We start from the raw sequence: 22,887 nt of genomic DNA on the forward strand, positions 1-22,887 counted from the left end.
GAGGGGCGATACGGTCGCCGCCATGCCTGCCGACACCGTTCCCGTCACGGGGTGGGGCCGCACCGCCCCGTCCGCCGCCCGGCTGGTCCGTCCGCGGACGTGCGAGGAGGCCGCCCTGGCCGTCCGGGGGTGCGGGGCGCGCGGCGGCATCGCGCGGGGCCTGGGCCGGGCGTACGGGGACGCGGCGCAGAACGCGGGCGGCGAGGTCTTCGACATGACCGGCCTGGACCGCATCCACGCGATCGACGCCGACGACGGCACCGTGCGGTGCGACGCGGGCGTGTCCCTGCACCGGCTGATGGAGGTGCTGCTGCCGCTGGGCTGGTTCGTGCCGGTGACGCCCGGCACCCGGTACGTGACGGTCGGCGGGGCGATCGGCGCCGACATCCACGGCAAGAACCACCACGTCAGCGGGTCCTTCTCGCGCCATGTGCTGTCGTTCGAGCTGCTCACCGCCGACGGCCGGGTCCGCACCGTGGCGCCGGGCACGCCGCTGTTCGAGGCGACCGCGGGCGGCATGGGGCTGACCGGGGTGATCCTCACCGCGACGGTGCGGCTCCAGCCCGTCGAGACCTCCTGGATGTCCGTCGACACCGAACGCGCCGACGACCTCGACGACCTGATGGCCCGTCTCACCGGCGCCGACCACCGCTACCGCTACTCGGTCGCCTGGATCGACCTGCTGGCGCGCGGCCGGGCCACCGGCCGGGCGGTCCTCACCCGCGGCGACCACGCCCCGCTGGACGCCCTGCCCCGCGGCGCCCGCGCCCGCCGGGAGCCGCTGTCGTTCCGCACCTCCCGCCTGCCCGCCGCTCCCTCCTTCGTGCCGGAGGGCCTGCTCAGCCGGACGACCGTGGGCCTGTTCAACGAGCTGTGGTACCGCAAGGCGCCCCGCGCCCGGACCGGGGAGCTGCAGCGGATCCCCGCCTTCTTCCACCCGCTGGACGGCGTGCCGCACTGGAACCGGATCTACGGGCGGGGCGGCTTCGTGCAGTACCAGTTCGTCGTCGGGCACGGCCGGGAGGACACCCTGCGCCGGATCGTGCGCCGGATCTCCGAGCGCCGCTGCCCGTCGTTCCTCGCCGTCCTCAAACGGTTCGGGGACGCCGACCCGGGCTGGCTGTCGTTCCCCGTGCCGGGCTGGACCCTGGCCCTGGACATCCCCGCGTCGCTGCCCGGCCTCGGCTCCTTCCTCGACGAGCTCGACGAGGAGGTCGCCGGCGCGGGCGGCCGCGTCTACCTCGCCAAGGACTCCCGGCTGCGCCCCGAACTGCTCGCGGCCATGTACCCCCGGCTGGACGACTTCCGCGCCCTGCGCGCCGAGCTGGACCCGCGCGGCGTGTTCACCTCGGACCTGTCCCGCCGCCTCCGCCTGTGACCTCCCTCCCCCCGACCCGGCCCCCTGAGGAGCTGTCGTGAAGGACGCCTTCGGCCTCCCCCAGTCCCTGCTCGTGCTCGGCGGCACGTCCGAGATCGCGCTGGCGGTCGCGCGGCGGCTGATCGCCCGCCGCACCCGCACGGTGTGGCTGGCCGGCCGCCCCTCCCCCGGCCTCGACGAGGCGGCCGGGCGGCTGCGCGGCCTCGGCGCCGAGGTGCGCACCGTCGACTTCGACGCGCTCGACCCGGCCGGCCACGAGGAGGCGCTCGGCAAGGTGTTCGCCGAGGGCGATGTCGACCTGGTGCTGCTCGCCTTCGGCATCCTGGGCGACCAGGCGCGCGACGAGCGGGACCCGCGGGCCGCGGTGCGGGTCGCGCAGACCAACTACACCGGCGCGGTCTCCGCGGGCCTGGTCTGCGCGGCCGCCCTCCAGGCGCAGGGGCACGGCTCGCTGGTGGTGCTGTCGTCCGTCGCGGGCGAGCGGGCCCGCCGCGCCAACTTCATCTACGGCTCCAGCAAGGCCGGCCTGGACGCGTTCGCGCAGGGCCTGGGCGACGCGCTGTACGGCACGGGCGTGCACGTGATGGTGGTGCGCCCCGGGTTCGTCCGCACCCGGATGACGGCGGGGCTGCCCGAGGCGCCGCTGGCGACCACCCCGGAGGCGGTGGCGACGGCCGTCGAGCTGGGGCTGCGGCGCCGCTCGGAGACGGTGTGGGTGCCGGGCGCGCTGCGCGTGGTGATGTCGGCGCTGCGGCACCTGCCGCGCGGGGTGTTCCGCCGGCTGCCGGTGTGAGGCCGGGCCGCCGGGGTCACCGCGCGGAGACCGACCCCCGGCCGGCGTGTCCGGCCTGCGGGGGCACCACGACGGTCCCGAAGGGGAAGTCGCGCAGCTTGCGCCACACCGCGTCGGCGCCCTGCTCGTAGAGGGCGAAGCCGGTGCAGGCCCACTCGGCCTCGTAGCCGGCGAGGTCCTCGTAGGCGCGGTCCATGGCCGCCTCGTCGATGCCGTGCGCCACGGTGACGTGCGGGTGGTAGGGGAACTGCAGTTCGCGGGCGACCGGCCCGGAGGGGTCACGGACCTGCTGCTGCAGCCGGGCGCAGGCCTCCGCGCCCTCGACGACCCGGATGTACACCACCGGCGACAGCGGCCGGAAGGTGCCCGTGCCCGACAGCCTCATCGGGAACGGCCTGCCCGCCGCCGCGACCTCGGCGAGGTGCGCCTCGACGGCCGGCACGACCGTGTCGGCGACCTCCGTGGGCGGCAGCAGGGTGACGTGCGTGGGGATGCCGTAGGCGGCGGCGTCGCCGAAGCCCGCGCGCAGCTGCTGAAGCCGGCTGCCGTGAGGCTCCGGGACCGCGATCGACACACCGATCGTTACGGTCCCCACGTCGTCTCCTGTCGTTGTGGTGGTGAAGCGCGGTGGTGGAACGGGTGCGCGTCCGGGTGGCCGCCGAAGCGGTCACCCGTTCCTCGACTGTACGACCACGACCCGGATGCGGGCAGGCGCAGTCGGAGTGATGTAGAGCGCCGTGCGGTGGTACGGACGGGCCCGTGGGCCGGTTCACTGCGCCGGTTCGGTGCTGTGGCCCAGTGCTCGGCCCAGTGGTCGGCTCAGTGCTTGGCGGGCAGGAAGCCGACCCGTTCGTACGCCCGGGCGAGGGTCTCGGCCGCGACGGCGCGCGCCTTCTCGGCCCCCTTGGCGAGGATCGAGTCGAGCGTCTCCGGGTCGTCCAGGTACTGCTGGGTGCGCTCCCGGAACGGGGTCACGAAGTCGACCATGACCTCGGCGAGGTCCGTCTTGAGCGCGCCGTAGCCCTTGCCCGCGTACTTCTCCTCCAGCTCGGGGATGCCGGTGCCGGTGAGGACGGAGTAGATCGTGAGCAGGTTGCTGACGCCGGGCTTCTCCACCACGTCGTAGCGGATCACCGTGTCGGTGTCGGTGACCGCGCTCTTGACCTTCTTCGCGGTGGTCCTCGGCTCGTCCAGAAGGTTGATCAGGCCCTTGGGCGTGGACGCCGACTTGCTCATCTTGACCGCCGGGTCCTGGAGGTCGTAGATCTTCGCCGTCTCCTTGAGGATGTACGGCTTCGGGAGCGTGAAGGTGTCGCCGAAGCGGCCGTTGAAGCGCGTGGCGAGGTCGCGTGTGAGCTCGATGTGCTGGCGCTGGTCCTCGCCCACCGGCACCTCGTGGGCCTGGTAGAGCAGGATGTCCGCGACCTGGAGGATCGGGTACGTGAACAGTCCGACGGAGGCGCGGTCGGCGCCCTGCTTGGCGGACTTGTCCTTGAACTGGGTCATGCGGGAGGCCTCGCCGAAGCCGGTGAGGCAGTTCATCACCCACGCGAGCTGGGCGTGCTCCGGCACGTGGCTCTGCACGAAGAGGGTGCAGCGGTCCGGGTCGAGACCGGCGGCCAGCAGCTGGGCCACGGCGAGCCGGGTGTTGTCCCGCAGCTCCTCGGGGTCCTGCGGGACCGTGATCGCGTGCAGGTCGACGACCATGTAGAAGGCGTCGTGGGTCTCCTGGAGCGCCACCCACTGGCGGACGGCGCCGAGGTAGTTGCCGAGGTGGAAGGAGCCTGCGGTGGGCTGGATCCCGGAGAGCACACGAGGACGATGCCGCACGGCGGAGCCGTTCCCCTGGGGGTGCTGGTGGGAGACGGAGGGGCGATCAGAGGCCATGCCCTCCATTCTCTCAGGTCCCGCGGAGCGGTCCGGAACGGACCGGGAACAGGTGGGAACCGATCCGTTCCGCGGGGTGTAACAAGGATGTGAGGACGCGGGAGGGGGGCCGCATCGTCGATGAGGCCGCGGTGATCGCCCGCGTACGCGCCGGACAGCCGGAGGCGTACGCGGAGCTGGTGCGGGCCCATACGGGCATCGCGCTCAGGGCGGCCGCCGCGCTCGGGGCGGGGGCGGACGCGGAGGACGTGGTGCAGCAGGCCTTCGTGAAGGCGTACTGCGCGCTGGGGCGGTTCAAGGGCGGCGCGGCCTTCCGGCCGTGGCTGTTGTCGATCGTGGCCAATGAGACGAGGAACACAGTGCGCGCGGCGGCACGCAGGACGACCCTGGCCGGCAGCGCGGCGCCCGCGGCGCAGCCGACACCGCGGGAGGACCTGCACATAGCCCCCGCCCAGGCGGCCGCCCCCGTCGCGGACGGCGGCGCCGACCGGTGGTGGGCCGTACCGGGCCTGGCGGCCGGAGCCGCCCTGGCCCTGGCACTGCGCCCGTACGCGCTCCGGGGAGCGGCCGCCGTCCGCGCCCGCAAGGGCCCGGACGGCCGCCCCCGCCAGGAGCTGCCGGACGCATGACCGGGCAGCCGGCGGGCGACCTCAGCCGAGGTCGACCTCCGGGTACAGCGGGAAGCCGGCGACCAGGTCGGTGGCCCGCCGCGAGATCTCGTCGGCGACCTTCTCGTCGAGCACGTGCGACGCCTTGGACGGCGCTCCGGACTTGGTGGTGCCCGGCTCCGCGGTGGTGAGGACGCGGTCGATGAGACCGGCGACCTCGTCCATCTCCGCCGTCCCGAGCCCTCGCGTGGTCAGCGCGGGCGTGCCGATCCGGATGCCGGAGGTGTACCAGGCCCCGTTGGGGTCGGCCGGGATGGCGTTGCGGTTGGTGACGATGCCCGAGTCGAGCAGGGCCGCCTCGGCCTGCCGGCCGGTGAGGCCGTAGGAGGTGGCGACGTCGATCAGGTTGAGGTGGTTGTCGGTGCCGCCGGTGACCAGCGTGGCGCCACGGCGCATCAGGCCCTCGGCGAGCGCGCGGGAGTTGTCCACGATGCGCTGGGCGTAGTCCTGGAAGGCGGGCTGCCGGGCCTCGGCGAGGGCGACGGCCTTGGCGGCCATGACGTGCGGCAGCGGGCCGCCGAGGACCATCGGGCAGCCGCGGTCGACCTGGTCCTTCAGGGAGTCGTCGCACAGCACCATGCCGCCGCGCGGACCGCGCAGCGACTTGTGGGTGGTGGTGGTGACGATCTGGGCGTGCGGCACGGGGTCGAAGTCGCCGGTGAGGACCTTGCCGGCGACCAGGCCCGCGAAGTGGGCCATGTCGACCATGAGCGTGGCGCCGACCTCGTCGGCGATCTCGCGCATGACGCGGAAGTTCACCAGACGGGGGTAGGCGGAGTAGCCGGCGACGATGATCAGCGGCTTGAACTCCCGGGCGGAGGCGCGCAGGGCGTCGTAGTCGATCAGGCCGGTGGCCGGGTCGGTGCCGTAGGAGCGCTGGTCGAACATCTTGCCGGAGATGTTGGGCCGGAAGCCGTGGGTGAGGTGACCGCCGGCGTCCAGGGACATGCCGAGCATGCGCTGGTTGCCGAAGGCCTGGCGCAGTTCGGCCCAGTCGGCCTCGGAGAGGTCGTTGATCTGGCGGACGCCGGTCTTCTCCAGGAACGGCGCCTCGACGCGGTCGGCGAGGACGGCCCAGAAGGCGACCAGGTTGGCGTCGATGCCGGAGTGCGGCTGGACGTAGGCGTGGCGGGCGCCGAACAGCTCCTTGGCGTGCTCGGCGGCGAGCGACTCGACCGTGTCCACGTTGCGGCAGCCGGCGTAGAAGCGGCGGCCGACGGTGCCCTCGGCGTACTTGTCGCTGAACCAGTTGCCCATCGCCAGCAGGGTGGCCGGGGAGGCGTAGTTCTCGGAGGCGATCAGCTTGAGCATCTCGCGCTGGTCGGCGACCTCCTGCCCGATGGCGTCGGCGACGCGCGGCTCGACGGCGCGGATCACGTCGAGGGCGGAGCGGAAGGCGGTGGACTCGGGGGTGAGCGGCTGCTCGGCAGACATGGGGACCTCCGGACGTAGCGTTCGGCGTTCACGGTACGGATGGCCCAGGCGCACGGCACGTTCCTCCCGGGCCGCTCCCCGATGGTCGGTCCCATCCCAGCGCGCCAGTCACGGCCCGTGGGCCAGGTTACCGGGTGTGCCGGAGCGGCGCGGGGGGTGTCCGCGATGCGGGAGCCGCCCGCCCCTTTCGTCCGCCGGCTACAGGATGACGTGCGGCAGGAAGCGGGCGTACGCGTCGGTGATCAGGCCGGAGGACTCGCGGATGCCGAGACCCGCGGCCTCGTTCTCCACCACCCAGGCGCCGAGGACGACCCGGTTGCCGTCGAAGTCGGGCAGCGGGGCGAGCCCCTGGTAGCAGCAGGGCTCGTCGCGGGGCTCCGGGGCGGTGCCGGGCTGGTGCACGGTGACGCCGGCGCCCTCGCGGCCCAGCAGCGGCTTGGCGACCCAGCCCGTGGTGTCCGCCAGTTCGCGCGGGCCGTCGAGGTAGGCGGGGAGGAGGTTGGGGTGGCCCGGGTCGAGTTCCCAGAGGATCGCCAGCAGCGCCTTGTTGCTGAGCAGCATCTTCCAGGCGGGTTCGATCCACAGGGTGGAGCCGGTGCCGCCGCCGTTGTCGAGGGTGTCGAGCACATGGCCGGCGAAGCGGTCGGTGGTCAGCCACTCCCACGGGTACAGCTTGAAGATGCTGCGGATGAACCGCAGGCGGTTGTCGACGAAGCGGCCGGAGAGCCGGTCCCAGCCGATCTCCTCCATGGCGAGCCAGTCGGTCTCCAGGCCGGCCTGTTCGGCGGTCTCCTTGAGGTAGGCGACGGTCATCAGGTCCTCGCCGCTCTCGTCGCCGGCGGTGTGGGCGAAGTACAGCGGGCTGCCCGGCGGGAGCAGGGCGGACTGCTTCCTCCAGGCGTCGACGAGCCGTTCGTGCAGGGAGTTCCACTGGTCGGCGCCGGGGAAGCGCTCCTCCATCCAGAACCACTGCGGGGAGGCCGCCTCCACCAGGGAGGTCGGGGTGTCCGCGTTGTACTCCAGCAGTTTCGCCGGGCCCGTGCCGTCGTAGCGGAGGTCGAAGCGGCCGTACAGGGAGGGCAGTTCGTCCCTCCGGTGCCATGCCTCGGTGACCGCGTCCACGACCCGGGGGTCGGTGATGCCGAGATCGGCGAAGCGGCCCTCGGCGACGATGTGTCCGGCCGCCGCCAGGCTCATCGCGTGCAGTTCCTCGACGGTCTCCTCGAGCGCCTCGACCTCGTCCAGGGCGAAGACGTAGTAGGCGCTCTCGTCCCAGTAGGGGCGCAGGGAGTCGTCGGGGTAGCGGGTCAGCGGGTAGATGAGCCCCTGCTCCTCGACGGTCCGCTGCCAGCCGGGGCGGGGCTCGGTGGTGCGCCGTTCCACTGCGGATCAGCCCCCGCCGCTGCCGGAGCAGCCGAAGCCGCCCCGGTCGACGGCCTCGCTGCGGCTGAAGGTGCCGTTGCGGGCGTAACCGCTGCGGACGTCGGAGTCGTAGTACCACTCGGCGTCGGCGGCGCGGGACGACCGGCCCTTGCCCACGGAGCCGGAGGAACGGGAGCCGCTGGAGCAGTTCTTGTCGGAGACGACCTTGTAGCCGTCGCCGAGGGTGTAGCTGTCGCGGTCCACGCACCGCCGGTCCGGGTCGGACCCGCAGGCCGACAGTGCCGCCGCGAGTACTCCCATGCCGCCCAGCACCACCGTGCTGGACCGCAGTCGTCGCCGTGTCTGCGCCATGCCTTCCGCTCCCCCTAGGTGTCGCGCCGAATCGTTTCCGTGTCGTTTCCGTGTCGTCCCGGCTCGCGGCGGACAGCCTAGAGACCGTTCGGCCGGGCCGCACGGGAGCCCCCGGGCTCACCCGTTCCACCGCTGATGCTTTGTCACTCTTTGGTAGAAAATGACCGTTCAGTGCTCACGGGAGATCCCCAGGCGCCGGCCACGGGAGGGTGCGGGACCCCGGTCACGGGAGGGCGCGGAGCAGGGCCTCCAGGGTGCCGTTCCAGGCGTGGTCGGGCGGGGTGGCGTAGCCGACCACGAGGGCGTCGCCGGCCGGGGCGGTGACGCCGGGGTGGCGGAAGAAGTCCAGGCCCTTGACGGCGAGCCCCTGCCAGACGGCCGCCCGCTGGACCGCCTGCTCGGTGCCGGGCGGCAGTTCGAGGACCGCGTGCAGTCCGGCGGCGATGCCGGTGACGCGGACGTGCGGCGCCCGTTCGGCGAGGGCCCGTACGAGGGCGTCCCTGCGGCGGCGGTAGCGCAGGCGGGCGGCGCGGACCTGCCGGTCGTGGGCGCCGGAGGAGAGGAACTCGGCGAGGACGAGCTGTTCCACGACGCTCACCGTGCGGCCGCCGCCGTGCGCGAGGACGTCCGGCAGCAGCCACGGCGGCACCACCATCCAGCCCAGCCGCAGGCCGGGGGCGAGGGACTTGCTGGCGGTGCCGAGGTAGACCACCCGCCCGGGGTCGAGGTCCTGGAGGGCGCCGACGGGCTGGCGGTCGTAGCGGAACTCGCCGTCGTAGTCGTCCTCCAGGATCAGGCCGCCGGTGCGGCGCGCCCACTCGACCACGGCGGCCCGGCGCTCCGGGCGCAGCGCCCCGCCGAGCGGGAACTGGTGGGCCGGGTTGAGCAGCACCGCGTCGGCGTCGCCCGGGTCCCCGGCGCGGGTGCCGAGGTCGTCCCGGGCCAGCGGGACGGTCTCCAGGCCGGCGCGGCGGACCAGGTCCCAGTGCGCGTCGAGGCCGTACGACTCCACGGCGAGGGTGCGGGCGCCGCGGGCGCGCAGCACCTCGCACAGCAGCCGGAGGCCGTGTGCGAAGCCGGAGCAGACGACGACGTGCTCGGGGTCGGCGCGCACGCCCCGGACCCGGGACAGGTACCCGGCGAGGGCCTCGCGCAGTTCCGGGCGGCCGCGCGGGTCGCCGTAGCCGAAGGCGTCGTGGGGCGCGGCGGCGAGGGCGCGGCGGGTGGCCCGCAGCCACGCGGCGCGGGGGAAGGACGCGAGGTCGGGGGTGCCGGGCATCAGGCTGTACGGGAGCCGGCCGGGGGTGCGGCGGGGCGTGGGGGCCGCGGCCGGGCGGCCGGGGGCGGCGCGGTCGGCGACCCGGGTGCCGGAGCCCTGGCGTGCGGTGAGCCAGCCCTCGGCGACCAGGTCGGCGTAGGCGTCGGCGACGGTGTTGCGGGCGACGCCCAGGTCGGCGGCGAGGGAGCGGGAGGAGGGCAGCCGGGCGCCGGGGGCGAGCCGACCGCCGCGGACGGCCTCCCGCAGGGCGTCGGTGAGGCCGCGCCGCAGTCCGGGCCCGCGCGGGTCGAGGTGGAGGTCGATGCCGAAAGTGGCCCAGCGTTCCGCCATGGAAGTGGACCATACTCCTGGGCTGCCTCGCTCCTAGGGTCGACGGCATGACGCACACCGACACGACCGGGACGGTCCCCTACGCGGCGGAGGAGCCCGCCCGCCTGGAGTGGGCGAAGCACGCCCCCGAGGTCTACAAGGCGATGGTCCGGCTGGACGCCGCGGCCCGGCAGGGGCTGGACCCGAAGCTGGCCGAGCTGGTGAAGATCCGCGCCTCGCAGCTCAATCACTGCGCGTTCTGCCTGGACATGCACACCAAGGACGCCCTCGCGGCGGGCGAGAGCGTCGAGCGGATCGTCCAGCTCGCCGCGTGGGAGGAGTCGCGGCACTTCTACACGGAGAAGGAGCTCGCCGCGATCGAGCTGACCGAGGCGGTCACGGTTCTGGCTGGGGGCGCCTCCCAGACGAAGTCCGGGGGAGGCTTCGTGCCGGACGAGGTGTACGAGCGGGCCGCCCAGCAGTTCGACGAGACGGAGCTGTCCCATCTGATCGCCGCCGTCGCGGTGATCAACGCCTGGAACCGGTTCGGCGTGACCTGCCGGATGGCGCCCGGTCACTACCAGCCGGGACAGCACCGCTAGCGGGTCAGGGCAGCCGCTCCTCCCGCACGGAGCGGTGGGGTGGCTGCCCGCCCACTGCTTCGCCGCCTCCCCGGTGATCGCCGGGCGGAGGCCGTGTGCGAAGCCGGCGGTGGCGTTCGTGGCCGCCGCGCTCAGCGGGTGTCGCCGCCGAGGAGATCGACGGCGCGCTCGCCGACCATCAGCACGCCGATCATCGGGTTCACGGCGGTCATGGTCGGGAAGACGGAGGCGTCCGCGACGCGGAGGCCCTGGAGCCCGCGGACGCGCAGCTCGGGGTCCACGACCGCGAGTTCGTCGTCGGCGGCGCCCATCCTGCAGGTGCCGGCCGGGTGGTAGACGGTGTGCGCGACCTTGCGGGCGTACTCGCTGAGCTCCTCGTCGCCGGTGACGTCCGGGCCGGGCGCCACCTCGCGCTTGAGCCAGTGTGCGAGAGGCTCGGTCCCGGCGATCTCGCGGGCGATGCGGATGCCGTCGACGAGCGTGCGGCCGTCGTAGTCGTCCTCGTCGGTGAAGTACCGGAAGTCCAGCGCCGGCTTCACCTCGGGGTCGGCGCTGGTCAGGTACAGCCGTCCGCGGCTCTTCGGCTTGGGGATGTTCGGGGTCATGGAGACGCCGAACTCCGGCCGCCGGTAGCCCAGTCGCTCCGGATGGTCGGTGAACGGGATCTGGTAGAAGTGGAACATCAGGTCCGGGCCCGCGTGGCCGGGGTCGCGGCGCACGAACAGACCCGCGTCGGAGTCCATCGCCGAGTTCTCCGGGAGGGGCCCGTCGGTCTCCCACACGATCACCGACTCCGGGTGGTCGAGCAGGTTCTCGCCGACACCCGGCAGGTGGTGCGCCACGGGGATGCCGAGCGCCTCCAGGTCGGCGCGCGGCCCGATGCCGGAGTGCAGCAGCAGCCGCGGCGAGTCGACGGCGCCGGCGCACAGCACCACCTCGTCACGGGCCCGGATCAGCACCTCCTCGCCGTCCTTGGTGCGCACGTGGACGCCCTCGGCGCGGGTGCCGTTCAGCTCCAGCCGGTACGCCCAGGTCTCCAGCCAGATCGTCAGGTTGGACCGCTCGTCCATCACCGGGTGCAGGTACGCCACCGACGCCGAGGACCGCTTGTTGGTCTCGGGGTGGTAGGCCAGGTCGAAGAAGCCGACGCCCTCGTCGAACGGCTCCTTGTTGAAGCCCTCGATGCGGGGCACCCGGAGCGCGGTCTGCGCGGCGTCGACGAAGTCGCGGGCGATGGCGTTCCGGTCCTTCTCGTCGACCGGGACGATGTTGTTCTTCAGCCGGGCGTAGTACGCCTCCATCTGCACGGCGCCCCAGCCCGTGGCGCCGGCCCGCTCCCACTCGTCCCAGTCGGACGGCAGCGGCTTGAACGCGATGAGCGTGTTGTGCGAGGAGCAGCCGCCGAGGACGCGGGCGCGGCTGTGCCGGATGTGCGAGTTGCCGCGCGGCTGCTCGGTGGTGGGGTAGTCGTAGTCGAGCTCGCCGCCGAGCAGGCCCATCCAGCGGCGCAGCGTCAGCACGTCGTCGCGGCCGACGTCGCTGGGGCCGCCCTCGATGACGGCGACGGTGACGTCCGGGTTCTCGGTGAGGCGGGAGGCGATGACGGAACCTGCGGTGCCGCCGCCTATGACGACGTAGTCGTACTCGGTCTCGCGCGCGGGGGTTTCGGCGGGCATCGGGGCGGTACTCCTCGGGGGCTCGGGGCAGGTGGGTGGGGCGTCTCGTGTCGTGCGGGACGGGCGTCCCGCGGAGGCGGCGACTCGGTGGGGCCGCTCGGGGACGGCTCGTACGGGACGCGGCCCGCCCGGAGGGGGCTGGTGGAACGCGTCCCGTACGGGGGCGCGTACGGGGCGGACAGCGCGGGTTCCGGGACGGCCGCCGTCGTGGCGGTGGGGGGACATCGCCCCGCACCCCGCGTCGTCCGCCGCTCAGCCGGCGAACCAGCGCACCGGCGCCGGCGCCAGGTTCTGGTAGACGTGCTTGGTCTCGCGGTACTCGGCGAGCCCCGCCGGGCCGAGTTCGCGGCCCGTGCCGCTCTTGCCGAAGCCGCCCCACTCCGCCTGCGGGAGGTAGGGGTGGAAGTCGTTGATCCACACGGTGCCGTGGCGCAGCCGTCCGGCCACCCGGCGGGCGCGGCCCGCGTCGGCCGTCCACACGCCGCCGGCCAGCCCGTACTCGGTGTCGTTGGCGAGGGCGACGGCCTCCTCCTCGGTGCGGAAGGTCTCGACGGTGAGGACCGGTCCGAAGACCTCCTCGCGCACCACCCGCATCTCACGGTGGCAGCGGTCGAGGACGGTCGGCTCGTAGAAGTAGCCGGACGCGGGGCGCTCGGGCGCCGGCTCGGGCCGCTTGCCGCCGCAGCGCAGCACCGCGCCCTCCTTGAGCGCGGACTCGACGTACGCCTCGACCTTCTCGCGCTGCTGCGCGGAGACCAGCGGGCCGCACTCGACGCCGTCCTCGGTGCCCCGGCCGAGCCGGATCCTCTCGGCGCGGCGGGCGAGTTCGGCGACGAAACGATCCCGCACGGACTCCTCGACGATCAGCCGCGCGCCGGCCGAGCAGACCTGGCCACTGTGGATGAAGGCCGCGTTGAGGGCCTGGTCGACGGCGGTGTCGAAGCCCTCCTCGGTGGCGCAGGCGTCGGCGAACACCACGTTGGGGTTCTTGCCGCCGAGTTCGAGGGCGACCTTCTTCACGGTCGGCGCGGCGGCCTGGGCGACCTTGGTGCCGCTGACCAGGCCGCCGGTGAAGGAGACCAGGTCGACGTCGGGGTGCTCGGCCATCCGCGCGCCGACGGTGTGGCCGGGGCCGGTGACGATGTTGGCGACGCCGGCGGGCAGCCCCGCCTCGGTCAGCAGGCCGATCAGGGCGACCGTGGTCAGCGGGGTGATCTCACTGGGCTTGACCACGAAGGTGTTGCCCGCGGCGAGCGCCGGGGCGATCTTCCAACTGGCCTGGAGCAGCGGGTAGTTCCAGGGGGTGATCAGGGCGCAGACGCCGACCGGCTCGTGCACGACGACGCTGTGGACGTCGGGCGAACCCGCGTCCACGACCCGGCCGGGCGCCTCGGCGGCGACCAGGTCGGCGAAGTAACGGAAGGCGTCGGCCACGCAGTCGATGTCGACGCGGCCCTCCTCCAGGGTCTTGCCCGCGTCCCGGCTCTCCAGAAGACCCAGTTCCTCGCGGTCCCGGACCAGCAGGTCGGCGACGCGGCGCAGCAGCGCGGCCCGTTCGGCGGCGGGGGTGCGCGGCCAGTCGCCCTCGTCGAAGGCGCGGCGCGCGGCCGCGACCGCGAGGTCGGTGTCCTGCTCGTCGCCCTCCGCGACCAGGGCGAACGGCCGGGCGTCCGCCGGGTCGAGGATCTCCCGGGTGGCCCCGGAGACGGCGGCTCGCCACTCGCCTCCCGCGTGAATGGTGTCGCGTGCCCGCAGTTCTGTGCTGTCCGCCATGATCGGTTACTGCCTTCCGTTCTTACTCCACGCCCGTGAGTCACATCCCTGCTACCCCCGGGACCGGGTGCTCCTGCCCTGCCGGACGGAATGCATGCGGAACGCGGGCCCGGAGTGCGCTTCGTCACGGCCCCGCCGCGGGGCCGTCCCGCGCGGCGGGACCCTCCGGCGGGGGCGGGTCCGGGACGCACCGGCCGGGCGGGCCGGATGCGGGACGGCGTGGAGTCGGGCGCCGAGCGTGCACGGTCGCGGCACGGCGGTCCGCGCGGGCGCCGGGCGGAGGGGCCGGCACGGCGTGCCCACCCCGTCTAAGGACTCCTCCGCCGCGACGAGGCGCCGTACGGCCACGCCGCGATGCCCGGCGTCAGGCAGGCCGCGGGGAAGGGCCACGGCGGTCACCGGGAACGGGCGGCCGGCGGACCCGCCTCAGGTCAGGGCGACGGGCACGGCGCCGACGGGGGGCAGAAGTGGGCGACCGCCGTGAGGACCAGGGCGAGTTCGGGGTCGATGCCGTCCGTGGGGGCGCCGTACGCGGCGATGGCGTACACCTTGCCGTCGGCCGGTGAGCGGAAGCGCACGTCCTGGACGTGCCAGCTGCCCACGTCGGGCTCTCCGCGCAGCGAGTCGGCGCGGTACTCGAGGCGCAGGCCGGACACTCCCTCCGTCTCCAGGGGCGCCAGCGCGACCTTCTCGAAGCCGTCCGCCTTCGGTGTGCGGTCGGACAGGTACAGGTCGAAGGACTCCTCCGGCGAGCGCTCCTCGACCTCGTACACCTGGAGGCGGCGGAGGCCGTCCGGGCTGCGGTAGTTGACGACGTCGAAGCCGTGCTGGGAGGGCACCGCCTCCCGTTCCCAGCCCGTCGGGCGGGCGACGGTGAAGCCCTCGGCGTCACGGTGCAGTCCGAAGCCCTCGGGGAGGGACGACGGCTCGGGGGCGGACGACGGTTCGGCGGTGTCGGACCCCTCCGTCGCCACGGGTTCCGACTCCCCCGCCGACGACGGCGACGTCTGCGCCGCGGCCGTACCGCCGGTCCGGTCGTCCGCACGAGCGTCCGTGCCGTCGTCGCCGACGACGAGGCTCAGGACCAGGGCCCCGGCGACCCCCGCCGCCGCGGCTCCGCCCAGCACGCCCCACACCAGCCGTCGCCGGCCGGCGAACGGCCGGCCGCGCCCCGGCGGTCCCGGGGCGGGCCGGTCCCCGCCGGGCGACGGGCGCAGCACGCCCGTCGGCGCGTCGGGGTCGGTCACGCCGCCCCACGCCGGAGCCGGCGCGGACGGCTCGAAGGACGGCGGCGGCGGGGGCGGCGGGGTCACCGGGGCGGTGGCGTCCGTGCCGTCCTCCCAGCGCTGGGCGTCCTCGTTCCAGTACCGCTGTCCCCCGGTCATGGCGTCCCTCTCACATTCCCAGCAGCCCGGCGACGGTCCCGGCCGACGCGAACAGGGCCAGGATGCTCTGGGCGTCCGTGAGCGCCTCGCGCAGCCGCTGTATGCGGCCCTCGCCGGCCGTCCCGGTGCGGGTGATCTCCTCCTCGGTGTCGGCGAGGGTGGTGTCCAGCCGCGCGGCCTGCTCGTTCTCCCGCAGCCGGGCGAGGTCGGCGCGCAGTTCCCGCACGGCGGCCAGCAGGTGCTCGGCGGACTCGTCGCGCGCCGGGGCCGCGGTGTTGCGGGTCTCGGCGCGGGCGTGGGCGCCGAACGCGAAGGAGGAGTGGTCGGCGCGGCCGATGCTGACGTTCGGTTCGTCGGTCGCCATCGTCAGTCGGATCCCTTCTGCGGCCCGGGGCCGCCGGTCGTGGTCTCGGCGCGGGCGTGGTCGCCGAAGGCGAACGACGAGTGGTCGGCGCGTCCGATGTGCACCGCGCCGCTGCTGATGTTGACGATCTTCTGCACGAACTCACCGGTCTCGTAGCCCGCTTCGCCCAGCGCCAGCCGCACCCCGCGGCTGATGCGGTCCTGGACGCTGCGCAGGTACCGGGCGACGTCCATGTCCTGGAACGTCGATCCGGCGGGCGCCGCGGCCAGTTCCCGCACGGACAGGGCGGGACCGTCGGGCAGCGCGTGCGCGTGACCACCGGTCAGCAGCCGCCACAGGTAGGCGGCGCCCCGGCCGAGGGTGATGAGCGAGTCGCCTGCGGAGCGGGGCACCAGGACGGCGGAGCCGGTGATCCGGCCGGTCCGGTCGTGCAGGAACCGGTGCGCGGTGCGGCCGGCGTCCTTGAAGTCCTCGCGCACCGGCAGCAGCACGTGCGGCGCGATCTCCAGCATCAGCATCCGGCCCTGCGTGTGGACGCGGACGAAGACGGTGACGACCAGCTCCTCCTCCCAGCCGCCGACGCGGACGCGCAGGAAGTGCCGCCGCTTCTCGCCGCCCTCCTCGACGGCCCGCGCCCGGTGCTGCTCGAACTCGGCCTGCCCGTACGGCGCCTCGTCGCGGCGGAGGAGCCCTTCGACGGGCAGGAACACGCACTCGTCGATCTCCAGCCGGCGCAGCCGGTCCCGTACGCCGGGACCCGCGTGCTCGGCGGGCGCCCGCAGCTGCTCGATCAGGGGCCTGACCCGGTCGAGGATCGCCCGGTTGCCGAGCGGCTGCTGCTCCGCGTCCTCCTCGGGCCGCAGCTCGACGGCGAGCACCCAGGTGTCGTGCGCCGTGCCCGCCCCGCAGAAGGGGCGCGCCTCGTGGTACATGACGAGCGGGGTGTGCTGCTCCAGCCGGATGCGCTGCGACAGCCTGCGGAACCGCGGTCCGCCGGTCCGTTCGGCGGGGTCGCCGGCGGCGTCGGGGAAGCGGGCCGGGGACAGCTCGGCGGCGACGACCCGGGCGAACTGGGTGCGCCGCCCCGCGACGCACAGGCCGATGACCACGAGCACGCCGATCCCGAACCACGCCTGCCAGGGCTCGGCGCCCTCGGCGAGCCCGTCGGTGACCGCCCCCAGCAGGTCGTCGTCGCCGGAGGAGCCGTAGGAGGAGGACGCGTACGAGGAACTCTCCCGTTCCTCGCCGAACGCCACGGAGGCCAGGGTGAACAGGGCGAACACGGTCAGGGCGCGCCCGCCCCAGCGGGCCAGGAACGCGGCGAGCGAGCGGTACCAGGGCGGCCGGGCGGCCCGCCCGCGCAGCAGGGGCGCGACGGCGAGCAGCAGGCTGGGCCCCACGAAGGGGAGGAGCAGGTTGCCGCTGATCGGGGTGCCCACGATCCACAGGCCGAGGACGGCCGCCGCCCACAGTGTCTCCAGGCGCCGGGCGCGCAGCGCGTGGGCGAGGACGCGGGCGGCGTCGAAACCGAGCGAGGGCGCCACGGCCCGCTGTTCGTGGAGGTACAGCTCCTCGATGACACGGTCGCGGTAGCCGGGGTCCAGGTAGGCCCCCGCGCACAGCAGCCGGGACGCCTCGCTGGCGTACGGCGGCACGGGCGGCGGACCGTCCGGCGTCCCGCCCGGGTGCTGTGGCTGCTGCTGCGGCACGAACGCGGTGCTCACGCGGATCCCCCGATACGCGAATGGACGTCACGGCCCCATGGGGTGACGGGGCATCAGCATAGGGGAGGGGCGGGCGCGTGCGAACAGGTTTTGACGGCGGTGACCTGTGGGGCGGCGCCGGTGCGGAGCCCCGTGCCGGACGCGCGCGGGGCCCCGTACCGGCGGACCGGTGCGGGGCCCCGCGAAGGCCGTGGCGGCCGGGCTCAGATGAGGCCGAGGCCGCGGACCGCCTCGCGCTCCTCCTCGAGCTCCTTGACGGAGGCGTCGATGCGGGCGCGGGAGAACTCGTTGATCTCCAGACCCTGGACGATCTCGTACTTCCCGTCCTTCACGGTGACCGGGAAGGAGGAGATGAGGCCCTCGGGCACGCCGTAGGAGCCGTCGGACGGGATGCCCATGGAGACCCAGTCGCCCTCCGGGGTGCCGTTGACCCAGGAGTGGACGTGGTCGACGGCGGCGTTGGCGGCGGAGGCGGCCGACGAGGCGCCGCGGGCCTCGATGATGGCGGCGCCGCGCTTGGCGACGGTCGGGATGAAGTCCTCGGCCAGCCACTTCTCGTCGTTCACGACCTCGGCGGCGTTCTTGCCGGCGACGGTGGCGTGGAAGATGTCCGGGTACTGGGTGGCGGAGTGGTTGCCCCAGATCGTCAGCTTCTTGATCTCGGAGACCGGGACGCCGGTCTTCTTCGAGAGCTGGGTCAGCGCGCGGTTGTGGTCCAGGCGGGTCATGGCGGTGAAGCGCTCGGCCGGGACGTCCGGCGCGGCGGCCTGGGCGATCAGCGCGTTGGTGTTGGCCGGGTTGCCGACGACCAGGACGCGGATGTCGTCCGCGGCGTGGGCGTTGATGGCCTGGCCCTGCGGCTTGAAGATGCCGCCGTTGGCCTCGAGGAGGTCGCCGCGCTCCATGCCCTTGGTCCGCGGCCGGGCGCCGACGAGGAGGGCGACGTTGGCGCCGTCGAAGGCCACGTTCGGGTCGTCCGTGATGTCGATGCCCTGCAGGAGCGGGAACGCGCAGTCGTCCAGCTCCATGGCGGTGCCCTCGGCGGCCTTGAGCGCCGGGGTGATCTCCAGCAGGCGCAGCTTGACCGGCACGTCCGCGCCGAGCAGCTGGCCGGAGGCGATGCGGAAGAGCAGGGCGTAACCGATCTGGCCGGCCGCGCCGGTGACGGTGACGTTCACGGGAGTGCGGGTCATGGCGTTCTCCGTATGACAGCTGGCGGTGGGGCGGTCCCTGCCCCCTGGTGCGGGATCCCGCTCCGGCTCGTGACCGGCGTCCGCCACGATGATCGATCACCGGTTCGAATGATCGATCTCTTGGCGTCAAGAGAGATCCAGCGGTCAGGCTATCGCGCATCCGCCGGCACGCACGGTCGGGCTCCCTGTGGCCCGTCCCACAGAGTGACCGCCCGCGCACGCGGGTAACCGGGGCGGCGGAGAGGTGAGGGAGGGGGGCGGCCGCCCCGCCCGGGAGAGGTGGGGACGGGGCGGCCGCCGTCCGGGACCGACCGTGCCGGAATCCCGTGGGGGTACTTCTCGCGTGCCCGCCCCACGCCGCCGCATTCACGTCACCACGGATCCCTCACATGTCATGACCCGGACGGCCCACACGGGCGTGGTTCCGGCCGCCCCTCGCCGACCGTGACGGCTGCCGTCGCCCGCATCCACGCGGCCCGCGCCGACACCGGGTCACCGAACCGACACCGGATCACCGAGCCGGCTTCGGCGAGCGGCCGGACGCCGGCGCCGGCCGGCCGATGTGCGCCGCCGGCGGCCGCACGCCGCGCCCACCGGGCGCATCGCACGGACAGCAGCCGCGTCGCACGAACAAGGAGTCGCGTCGCACGAACAGGCGGCGCGGGGCGCGCTGCCTACTCCGTGCAGCCCTTCTCGCCCGTCGCGGCCAGCACCGCGCAGGCCTTGGCCTCGGTGGCGGCGGCGACCGGGACCATCATCGTGTAGGTGACCGTGTCGCCCGGCGCGTCGACGGAGTCGGTCTGCTGGTACGCCCCCGAGGTGATCTCGACCGTGTCCCCCTGCGTGGCCTGGGTGATGCGGCCCCACGCGGCGCCGCAGACCTCGCTGTAGCGGATCTCGACGGTGGTGGCGCCGACGGTCGCGGTGCCGGCCGTGGTGACCAGGTCGCCGCTGCACCCCATGACCTCGGCGTCCTTGCCGTCGCAGCTCTCGCCGCTGCACTTCACGCCCGGCGGCAGTTGCGCCTCCTTGGTGACGGTGGGCGACGGGGAGGGCTTCGCCTTCGTCGTGTCGCCCTGCGTCTCGGTGACGTAGAGCCCGGCGGCGACCACCACCAGCGCGCCCAGCGCGCCGACCAGGAACATCGCCGTGCGCCGCTTGCCCTCGGGGCGGCCGGGGCCGCCGCCGGGACCGGACGGGTCCGCGGGCGGCGGACCGTACCCGCCCGCCGCGGGGGCGCCGGGGCCGTACGCCCCCGGGCGGCCGGCGCTCCGGTCGGCGACCCCCCAGGAGTTGCCGCTGCCCGACGCGTCGCGGACGTCGGTGGCGGTCGGCTGGGGCGGCACGCTCGGCGACACGCCGGCCGGACCGGCGACCCCCGTACGGGCCCCGCCGCCCCGCCGTCCGCCCCCGCCGGACGGCGGGGCGGCCAGCTCGCTCAGCGCGGCGCGCGCCTGCGAGATCCGGATCGCCTCCATGGTCATGTCGTGCCGCATCTCCGAGCGGCTCCAGGCGCGCTCGGCGAGCTCCCACATGGTGGTCAGGTGCACCGGGTTGGTCTTGGTGACCTCGGCCAGCGCCACGATCGCGCCCTTCGGCGCGAGCAGCCGGCCGTTCAGATAGCGCTCCCAGGACGTCTTGCTGTAGCCCGTGCGGTCGGCGACCGACGCGACGCTCAGGCCGCTGCGGTCCACCAGCCGCCTGAGCTGGCTGGTGAACTCCCTGATCTGCGGATCGAGCTCATCCGGCAAAGCCTTCCAACGAGGCATTGCTCTCCCCCTCTTCCCCCCGGTTCGTGCTGGTGTTTCCCTCGCGCATGGTGCCCTCTGCCACGCCCCGTCTGGCTACCCACAGGGATGCCACCGGGACGGGCCTTCAGTTCCCGGGGTGGGGGCGCACGGGAGCAACAGGACGCGTGCGGCATTGCACGCCCAGTCGCTTGTGCATCAGTGTCCCACCGGCCGGCCGCCCGGCCGAACGGAACCCCGGAACCCACGGACCGGGTGGACCGGACCGGTACGACCGTCCCACCGTCTTCCTGTCCTACCACCCCGGCGCCCCCGCGCGGAGGTGTCCGTGGCCACATCACCCCTGGGCGGAGCCTCCGTGTCGTGAACACGTGCCGGAGCCGTCACAAGGGTGTAGGGGGCTTCCGGGGCGCGTAGCGGAACGGTCACTTCCGTGCCACAGCGGCCGGGCCGCCGTTGAACGGGCCGCCCGCCGTGCAGGAACGTGGTGCGCGGCCCGTCCGCTCACGGGGGTGCGGACGGGCCGCCGCTCCCCGCGCCGGCGGCTCAGCCGTCGACCGTGAAGTGCAGCATGTCCTGGAGGAACGGGATCCGCAGCAGCGGGTCCGGCTGCACCATCAGCGCCAGCAGCACGATCACCAGCCCCAGGCCGCCGTAGGTGACGATGTCGGTGAAGCGGGAACGCACGGCGAGCATCCCGACGTGCGGCACCGCCCACCGCAGGACCGCCCCGGCGACCAGCGCCGCGCCGATCAGCAGCAGCCCGGCCCGGAACACGTCCACCGCGGTCAGCAGCAGCCCCAGCCCCACGGTGAGCAGCACGGCCAGGATCGGCCACTGCCGGGCGGGCGCGGGGGCGTCGCCGGGGGCCGCCCGGCCGCCGCCCTCGGGCCGCGCGGTGTCCCGGGTGAACAGCGGGAACCTGCGGGTGGCCCGGCGCGGGGTGCCCTCGGCGTCGGGCGCGCTGACCGCGTCACGGACCGTGAGCTCCTCCCCGGCCCCCGCCGCCGCGGGGGCCTCGGAGGCGTCCGGCGCCTTCCGCTCAGCCGACACTGCGCTCCGCCGCCTCGACCACGTTGACCAGCAGCTGCGCCCGGGTCATCGGACCGACGCCGCCGGGGTTCGGGGCGACCCAGCCGGCCACCTCGGCCACGCCCGGGTGGACGTCGCCGACGATCTTGCCCTCGGCGCTGCGCGAGACGCCGACGTCCAGGACGGCCGCGCCCGGCTTGACGTCCTCGGGACGGATCAGGTGGGCGCTGCCGGCCGCGGCGACGATGATGTCCGCCCGCTTGAGGTGGGCGGAGAGGTCGCGGGTGCCGGTGTGGCACTGGGTCACGGTGGCGTTCTCGCTGCGCCGGGTCAGCAGCAGCGGCATGGGACGGCCGATGGTGACGCCGCGCCCGACGACCACGACCTCGGCGCCCTTGATCTCCACGCCGTGGCGGCGCAGCAGGGTGATGATGCCGTTCGGCGTGCAGGGCAGCGGGGCGGGCTCGTTGAGCACGAGACGGCCGAGGTTCATCGGGTGGAGGCCGTCGGCGTCCTTCCCGGGGTCCATCAGCTCGAGGATGCGGTTCTCGTCGATGCCCTTGGGGAGCGGGAGCTGGACGATGTAACCGGTGCAGGCCGGGTCCTCGTTCAGCTCGCGGACGACCGCCTCGATCTCCTCCTGCGTGGCGGTGGCGGGCAGTTCGCGCTGGATGGAGGCGATGCCCACCTGGGCGCAGTCGCGGTGCTTGCCGGCGACGTACTTCTGGCTGCCGGGGTCGTCCCCCACGAGGATCGTGCCGAGGCCGGGCGTGACGCCCTTCTCCTTCAGCGCCGCCACGCGGGCGGTCAGATCGGACTTGATCTCGGCTGCGGTGGCCTTGCCATCGAGAATCTGGGCGGTCATGGCCCCATCCTCGCGGATGACCGGGCCGCTGTTCCAATCAGCCCGCATTCCGGTCGGCCGGGACGCCCGCACCGGACATCCGATCAGGATCGCCACCAATGCGAGCAAGATCGTGATGTTGCACTTGCACAACACATATGTCGTACCGCTGGACAAGGAAAGGAACGGTCAAGAACGATGAACGCGCAGTGCCGCGGGCAGAACCGGGGGGACGGACCGCATCTGCAGTACTTCCTCCGCGCCGCGCCCCGCGCCGTCCCCGCACCAGAAGCGCAACGGAGGAAGAACCGCCATGAGTTTCGGCGACCCGAACAACCCCTACGGGGCTCCGCAGGGCCAGCCGCCCGGCTACGGCTACCCCCAGCAGCCCGGCCAGCCCGGTTACGGGTACCCCTCCGCCCCGCCGGTCCAGCCCTACGGTCACCCCGGCGGGCCGGTGTCCATGCCCGGCAGCGTCAAGGCCGCGCGCGTGATGCTCTTCGTGCTCGGCGGCCTCCAGGCGCTCGGCGGCCTCCTCATGGTGGTCGTGAGCGGCTGGTTCGCCGAACAGCTGGAAGACATCCTGGCCGACGACCCGTCCTTCACCGCGGAGGACGTGGACAACGTGTCGAGCGTCGGCGCGGGCGTCATGATCGTGTTCGGGGTGATCGTGCTGGCGTTCGCCGCCTGGGCGATCCTCACGGCCGCCAAGTTCGGGACGGGCCGTGGCGGGACACGCGTCTCCGCGATCATCTACGCCTCGGTCGTCACCCTGTTCAGCGTGATCAGTCTGCTGAGCGCCAATGTGTTCGCGCTGGTCAGCCTGGTGCTCGGCATCCTGATCATCGTGTTCTGCGCCAACAGGAACGGCAGCTACTGGTTCACCCGGCCGCCGCAGTACTGAGCCGTCCCGGTCCGCGCGCCGCGGCACACCTCACGGGGCCGTGTCCCCCTCCGGGGCGAGGGGGACACGGCCCCGTCGTACGCACCGCCCGGTGCGCGCCGGGCCCGCCGCACACCCGTGTCGCACCCGATCGGGGGAGGTCCGGCGGCGGGGCGCCCCC

General features: G+C 74.0%; 20 protein-coding genes and 1 riboswitch. Of the genes, 5 read left to right on the plus strand and 15 right to left on the minus strand.

Annotated features, from left to right (window positions below):
• Positions 1-22 precede the first annotated feature (22 nt).
• Together dprE1 and dprE2 are read left to right on the plus strand one after the other, a co-directional pair.
• Positions 23-1,378, plus strand: a complete 1,356-nt coding sequence (gene dprE1, locus C1708_RS12720; protein WP_106412794.1) for a decaprenylphosphoryl-beta-D-ribose oxidase — start codon at positions 23-25, stop codon at positions 1,376-1,378.
• 37 nt (positions 1,379-1,415) lie between these two features.
• Positions 1,416-2,171: a decaprenylphospho-beta-D-erythro-pentofuranosid-2-ulose 2-reductase gene (gene dprE2, locus C1708_RS12725; protein WP_106412795.1), complete on the plus strand. Its 756-nt coding sequence runs from the start codon at positions 1,416-1,418 to the stop codon at positions 2,169-2,171.
• Positions 2,172-2,187: 16 nt separating this feature from the next.
• On the opposite strand, the gene C1708_RS12730 is transcribed toward dprE2, so the two are convergent.
• Together C1708_RS12730 and trpS are read right to left on the minus strand one after the other, a co-directional pair.
• Positions 2,188-2,766, minus strand: a complete 579-nt coding sequence (locus C1708_RS12730; RefSeq protein WP_106412796.1) for a 2'-5' RNA ligase family protein — start codon at positions 2,764-2,766, stop codon at positions 2,188-2,190.
• A gap of 224 nt (positions 2,767-2,990) precedes the next feature.
• The gene (gene trpS / locus C1708_RS12735; protein WP_106412797.1) at positions 2,991-3,983 is read right to left on the minus strand and encodes a tryptophan--tRNA ligase; all 993 of its coding nucleotides are present in this window, start codon (positions 3,981-3,983) and stop codon (positions 2,991-2,993) included.
• A 164-nt stretch (positions 3,984-4,147) separates the two neighbouring features.
• On the opposite strand from trpS, the gene C1708_RS12740 reads away from it, so the two are divergent.
• Positions 4,148-4,687, plus strand: a complete 540-nt coding sequence (locus C1708_RS12740; RefSeq protein WP_106412798.1) for an RNA polymerase sigma factor — start codon at positions 4,148-4,150, stop codon at positions 4,685-4,687.
• A 21-nt stretch (positions 4,688-4,708) separates the two neighbouring features.
• On the opposite strand, the gene C1708_RS12745 is transcribed toward C1708_RS12740, so the two are convergent.
• From C1708_RS12745 to pdxR, 4 genes are all read right to left on the minus strand, one after another.
• Positions 4,709-6,160, minus strand: coding sequence for a glycine hydroxymethyltransferase (locus C1708_RS12745; RefSeq protein ID WP_106412799.1), 1,452 nt, complete (start codon positions 6,158-6,160; stop codon positions 4,709-4,711).
• 35 nt (positions 6,161-6,195) lie between these two features.
• Positions 6,196-6,282, minus strand: a riboswitch (ZMP/ZTP riboswitch).
• A 76-nt stretch (positions 6,283-6,358) separates the two neighbouring features.
• Positions 6,359-7,543, minus strand: a complete 1,185-nt coding sequence (locus tag C1708_RS12750; RefSeq protein WP_106412800.1) for a glutathionylspermidine synthase family protein — start codon at positions 7,541-7,543, stop codon at positions 6,359-6,361.
• A gap of 6 nt (positions 7,544-7,549) precedes the next feature.
• Positions 7,550-7,894, minus strand: a complete 345-nt coding sequence (locus C1708_RS12755) for a hypothetical protein (protein ID WP_106412801.1) — start codon at positions 7,892-7,894, stop codon at positions 7,550-7,552.
• Between the two features lie 223 nt (positions 7,895-8,117).
• Entirely contained in the window at positions 8,118-9,503 is a 1,386-nt protein-coding gene (pdxR, locus tag C1708_RS12760) for a MocR-like pyridoxine biosynthesis transcription factor PdxR (protein ID WP_106412802.1), read from the minus strand.
• 47 nt (positions 9,504-9,550) lie between these two features.
• Between pdxR and C1708_RS12765 the strand changes: the two genes are divergently transcribed.
• On the plus strand, positions 9,551-10,084 hold the full coding sequence (locus C1708_RS12765) for a carboxymuconolactone decarboxylase family protein (RefSeq protein ID WP_106412803.1): 534 nt from the start codon (positions 9,551-9,553) through the stop codon (positions 10,082-10,084).
• A gap of 131 nt (positions 10,085-10,215) precedes the next feature.
• Here the strand turns inward: C1708_RS12765 and C1708_RS12770 are convergent, their stop codons facing one another.
• The 9 genes from C1708_RS12770 to C1708_RS12810 all read right to left on the minus strand — a co-directional run bounded on the left by C1708_RS12770 (position 10,216) and on the right by C1708_RS12810 (position 21,844).
• Entirely contained in the window at positions 10,216-11,760 is a 1,545-nt protein-coding gene (locus C1708_RS12770) for a GMC family oxidoreductase (protein ID WP_106412804.1), read from the minus strand.
• 252 nt (positions 11,761-12,012) lie between these two features.
• Complete coding sequence (locus C1708_RS12775) at positions 12,013-13,533, minus strand: aldehyde dehydrogenase family protein (protein ID WP_106412805.1); 1,521 nt, start codon at positions 13,531-13,533, stop codon at positions 12,013-12,015.
• A gap of 431 nt (positions 13,534-13,964) precedes the next feature.
• The gene (locus tag C1708_RS12780; RefSeq protein WP_106412806.1) at positions 13,965-14,918 is read right to left on the minus strand and encodes a hypothetical protein; all 954 of its coding nucleotides are present in this window, start codon (positions 14,916-14,918) and stop codon (positions 13,965-13,967) included.
• Between the two features lie 10 nt (positions 14,919-14,928).
• Positions 14,929-15,282: a hypothetical protein gene (locus C1708_RS12785; RefSeq protein ID WP_106412807.1), complete on the minus strand. Its 354-nt coding sequence runs from the start codon at positions 15,280-15,282 to the stop codon at positions 14,929-14,931.
• A 2-nt stretch (positions 15,283-15,284) separates the two neighbouring features.
• Positions 15,285-17,006 carry an AbeC-like domain-containing protein gene (locus C1708_RS12790; RefSeq protein WP_106412808.1) on the minus strand — a complete coding sequence of 574 codons (1,722 nt, stop codon included), beginning with the start codon at positions 17,004-17,006 and terminating at the stop codon, positions 15,285-15,287.
• A 203-nt stretch (positions 17,007-17,209) separates the two neighbouring features.
• Complete coding sequence (locus C1708_RS12795) at positions 17,210-18,199, minus strand: malate dehydrogenase (protein WP_106412809.1); 990 nt, start codon at positions 18,197-18,199, stop codon at positions 17,210-17,212.
• Positions 18,200-18,873: 674 nt separating this feature from the next.
• Positions 18,874-19,968 (minus strand): helix-turn-helix domain-containing protein, encoded by a 1,095-nt coding sequence (locus tag C1708_RS12800; protein ID WP_241911236.1) that lies wholly within the window; start codon positions 19,966-19,968, stop codon positions 18,874-18,876.
• 525 nt (positions 19,969-20,493) lie between these two features.
• Positions 20,494-21,000 carry a DUF3017 domain-containing protein gene (locus C1708_RS12805; RefSeq protein ID WP_106412811.1) on the minus strand — a complete coding sequence of 169 codons (507 nt, stop codon included), beginning with the start codon at positions 20,998-21,000 and terminating at the stop codon, positions 20,494-20,496.
• Positions 20,990-21,844: a bifunctional methylenetetrahydrofolate dehydrogenase/methenyltetrahydrofolate cyclohydrolase gene (locus C1708_RS12810; protein ID WP_106412812.1), complete on the minus strand. Its 855-nt coding sequence runs from the start codon at positions 21,842-21,844 to the stop codon at positions 20,990-20,992. Before C1708_RS12810 ends, C1708_RS12805 begins: the two co-directional genes overlap by 11 nt.
• 292 nt (positions 21,845-22,136) lie before the next feature.
• Here C1708_RS12810 and C1708_RS12815 point away from each other — a divergent pair, with 292 nt between their 5' ends.
• Positions 22,137-22,727: a proline-rich domain-containing protein gene (locus tag C1708_RS12815; RefSeq protein WP_106412813.1), complete on the plus strand. Its 591-nt coding sequence runs from the start codon at positions 22,137-22,139 to the stop codon at positions 22,725-22,727.
• The last annotated feature ends 160 nt before the right edge of the window (positions 22,728-22,887 follow it).

Source organism: Streptomyces sp. DH-12, from assembly GCF_002899455.1.
GTDB lineage: Bacteria > Actinomycetota > Actinomycetes > Streptomycetales > Streptomycetaceae > Streptomyces.

Bases quoted from the DNA above. Each gene is read 5' to 3' on its own strand.
- dprE1 (WP_106412794.1), top strand. From the start codon at position 23: ATGCCTGCCGACACCGTTCCCGTCACGGGGTGGGGCCGCACCGCCCCG.
- C1708_RS12745 (WP_106412799.1), bottom strand. From the start codon at position 6,160: ATGTCTGCCGAGCAGCCGCTCACCCCCGAGTCCACCGCCTTCCGCTCC.
- C1708_RS12755 (WP_106412801.1), bottom strand. From the start codon at position 7,894: ATGGCGCAGACACGGCGACGACTGCGGTCCAGCACGGTGGTGCTGGGC.
- pdxR (WP_106412802.1), bottom strand. From the start codon at position 9,503: ATGGCGGAACGCTGGGCCACTTTCGGCATCGACCTCCACCTCGACCCG.
- C1708_RS12765 (WP_106412803.1), top strand. From the start codon at position 9,551: ATGACGCACACCGACACGACCGGGACGGTCCCCTACGCGGCGGAGGAG.
- C1708_RS12770 (WP_106412804.1), bottom strand. From the start codon at position 11,760: ATGCCCGCCGAAACCCCCGCGCGCGAGACCGAGTACGACTACGTCGTC.
- C1708_RS12775 (WP_106412805.1), bottom strand. From the start codon at position 13,533: ATGGCGGACAGCACAGAACTGCGGGCACGCGACACCATTCACGCGGGA.
- C1708_RS12780 (WP_106412806.1), bottom strand. From the start codon at position 14,918: ATGACCGGGGGACAGCGGTACTGGAACGAGGACGCCCAGCGCTGGGAG.
- C1708_RS12785 (WP_106412807.1), bottom strand. From the start codon at position 15,282: ATGGCGACCGACGAACCGAACGTCAGCATCGGCCGCGCCGACCACTCC.
- C1708_RS12795 (WP_106412809.1), bottom strand. From the start codon at position 18,199: ATGACCCGCACTCCCGTGAACGTCACCGTCACCGGCGCGGCCGGCCAG.
- C1708_RS12800 (WP_241911236.1), bottom strand. From the start codon at position 19,968: ATGCCTCGTTGGAAGGCTTTGCCGGATGAGCTCGATCCGCAGATCAGG.
- C1708_RS12810 (WP_106412812.1), bottom strand. From the start codon at position 21,844: ATGACCGCCCAGATTCTCGATGGCAAGGCCACCGCAGCCGAGATCAAG.
- C1708_RS12815 (WP_106412813.1), top strand. From the start codon at position 22,137: ATGAGTTTCGGCGACCCGAACAACCCCTACGGGGCTCCGCAGGGCCAG.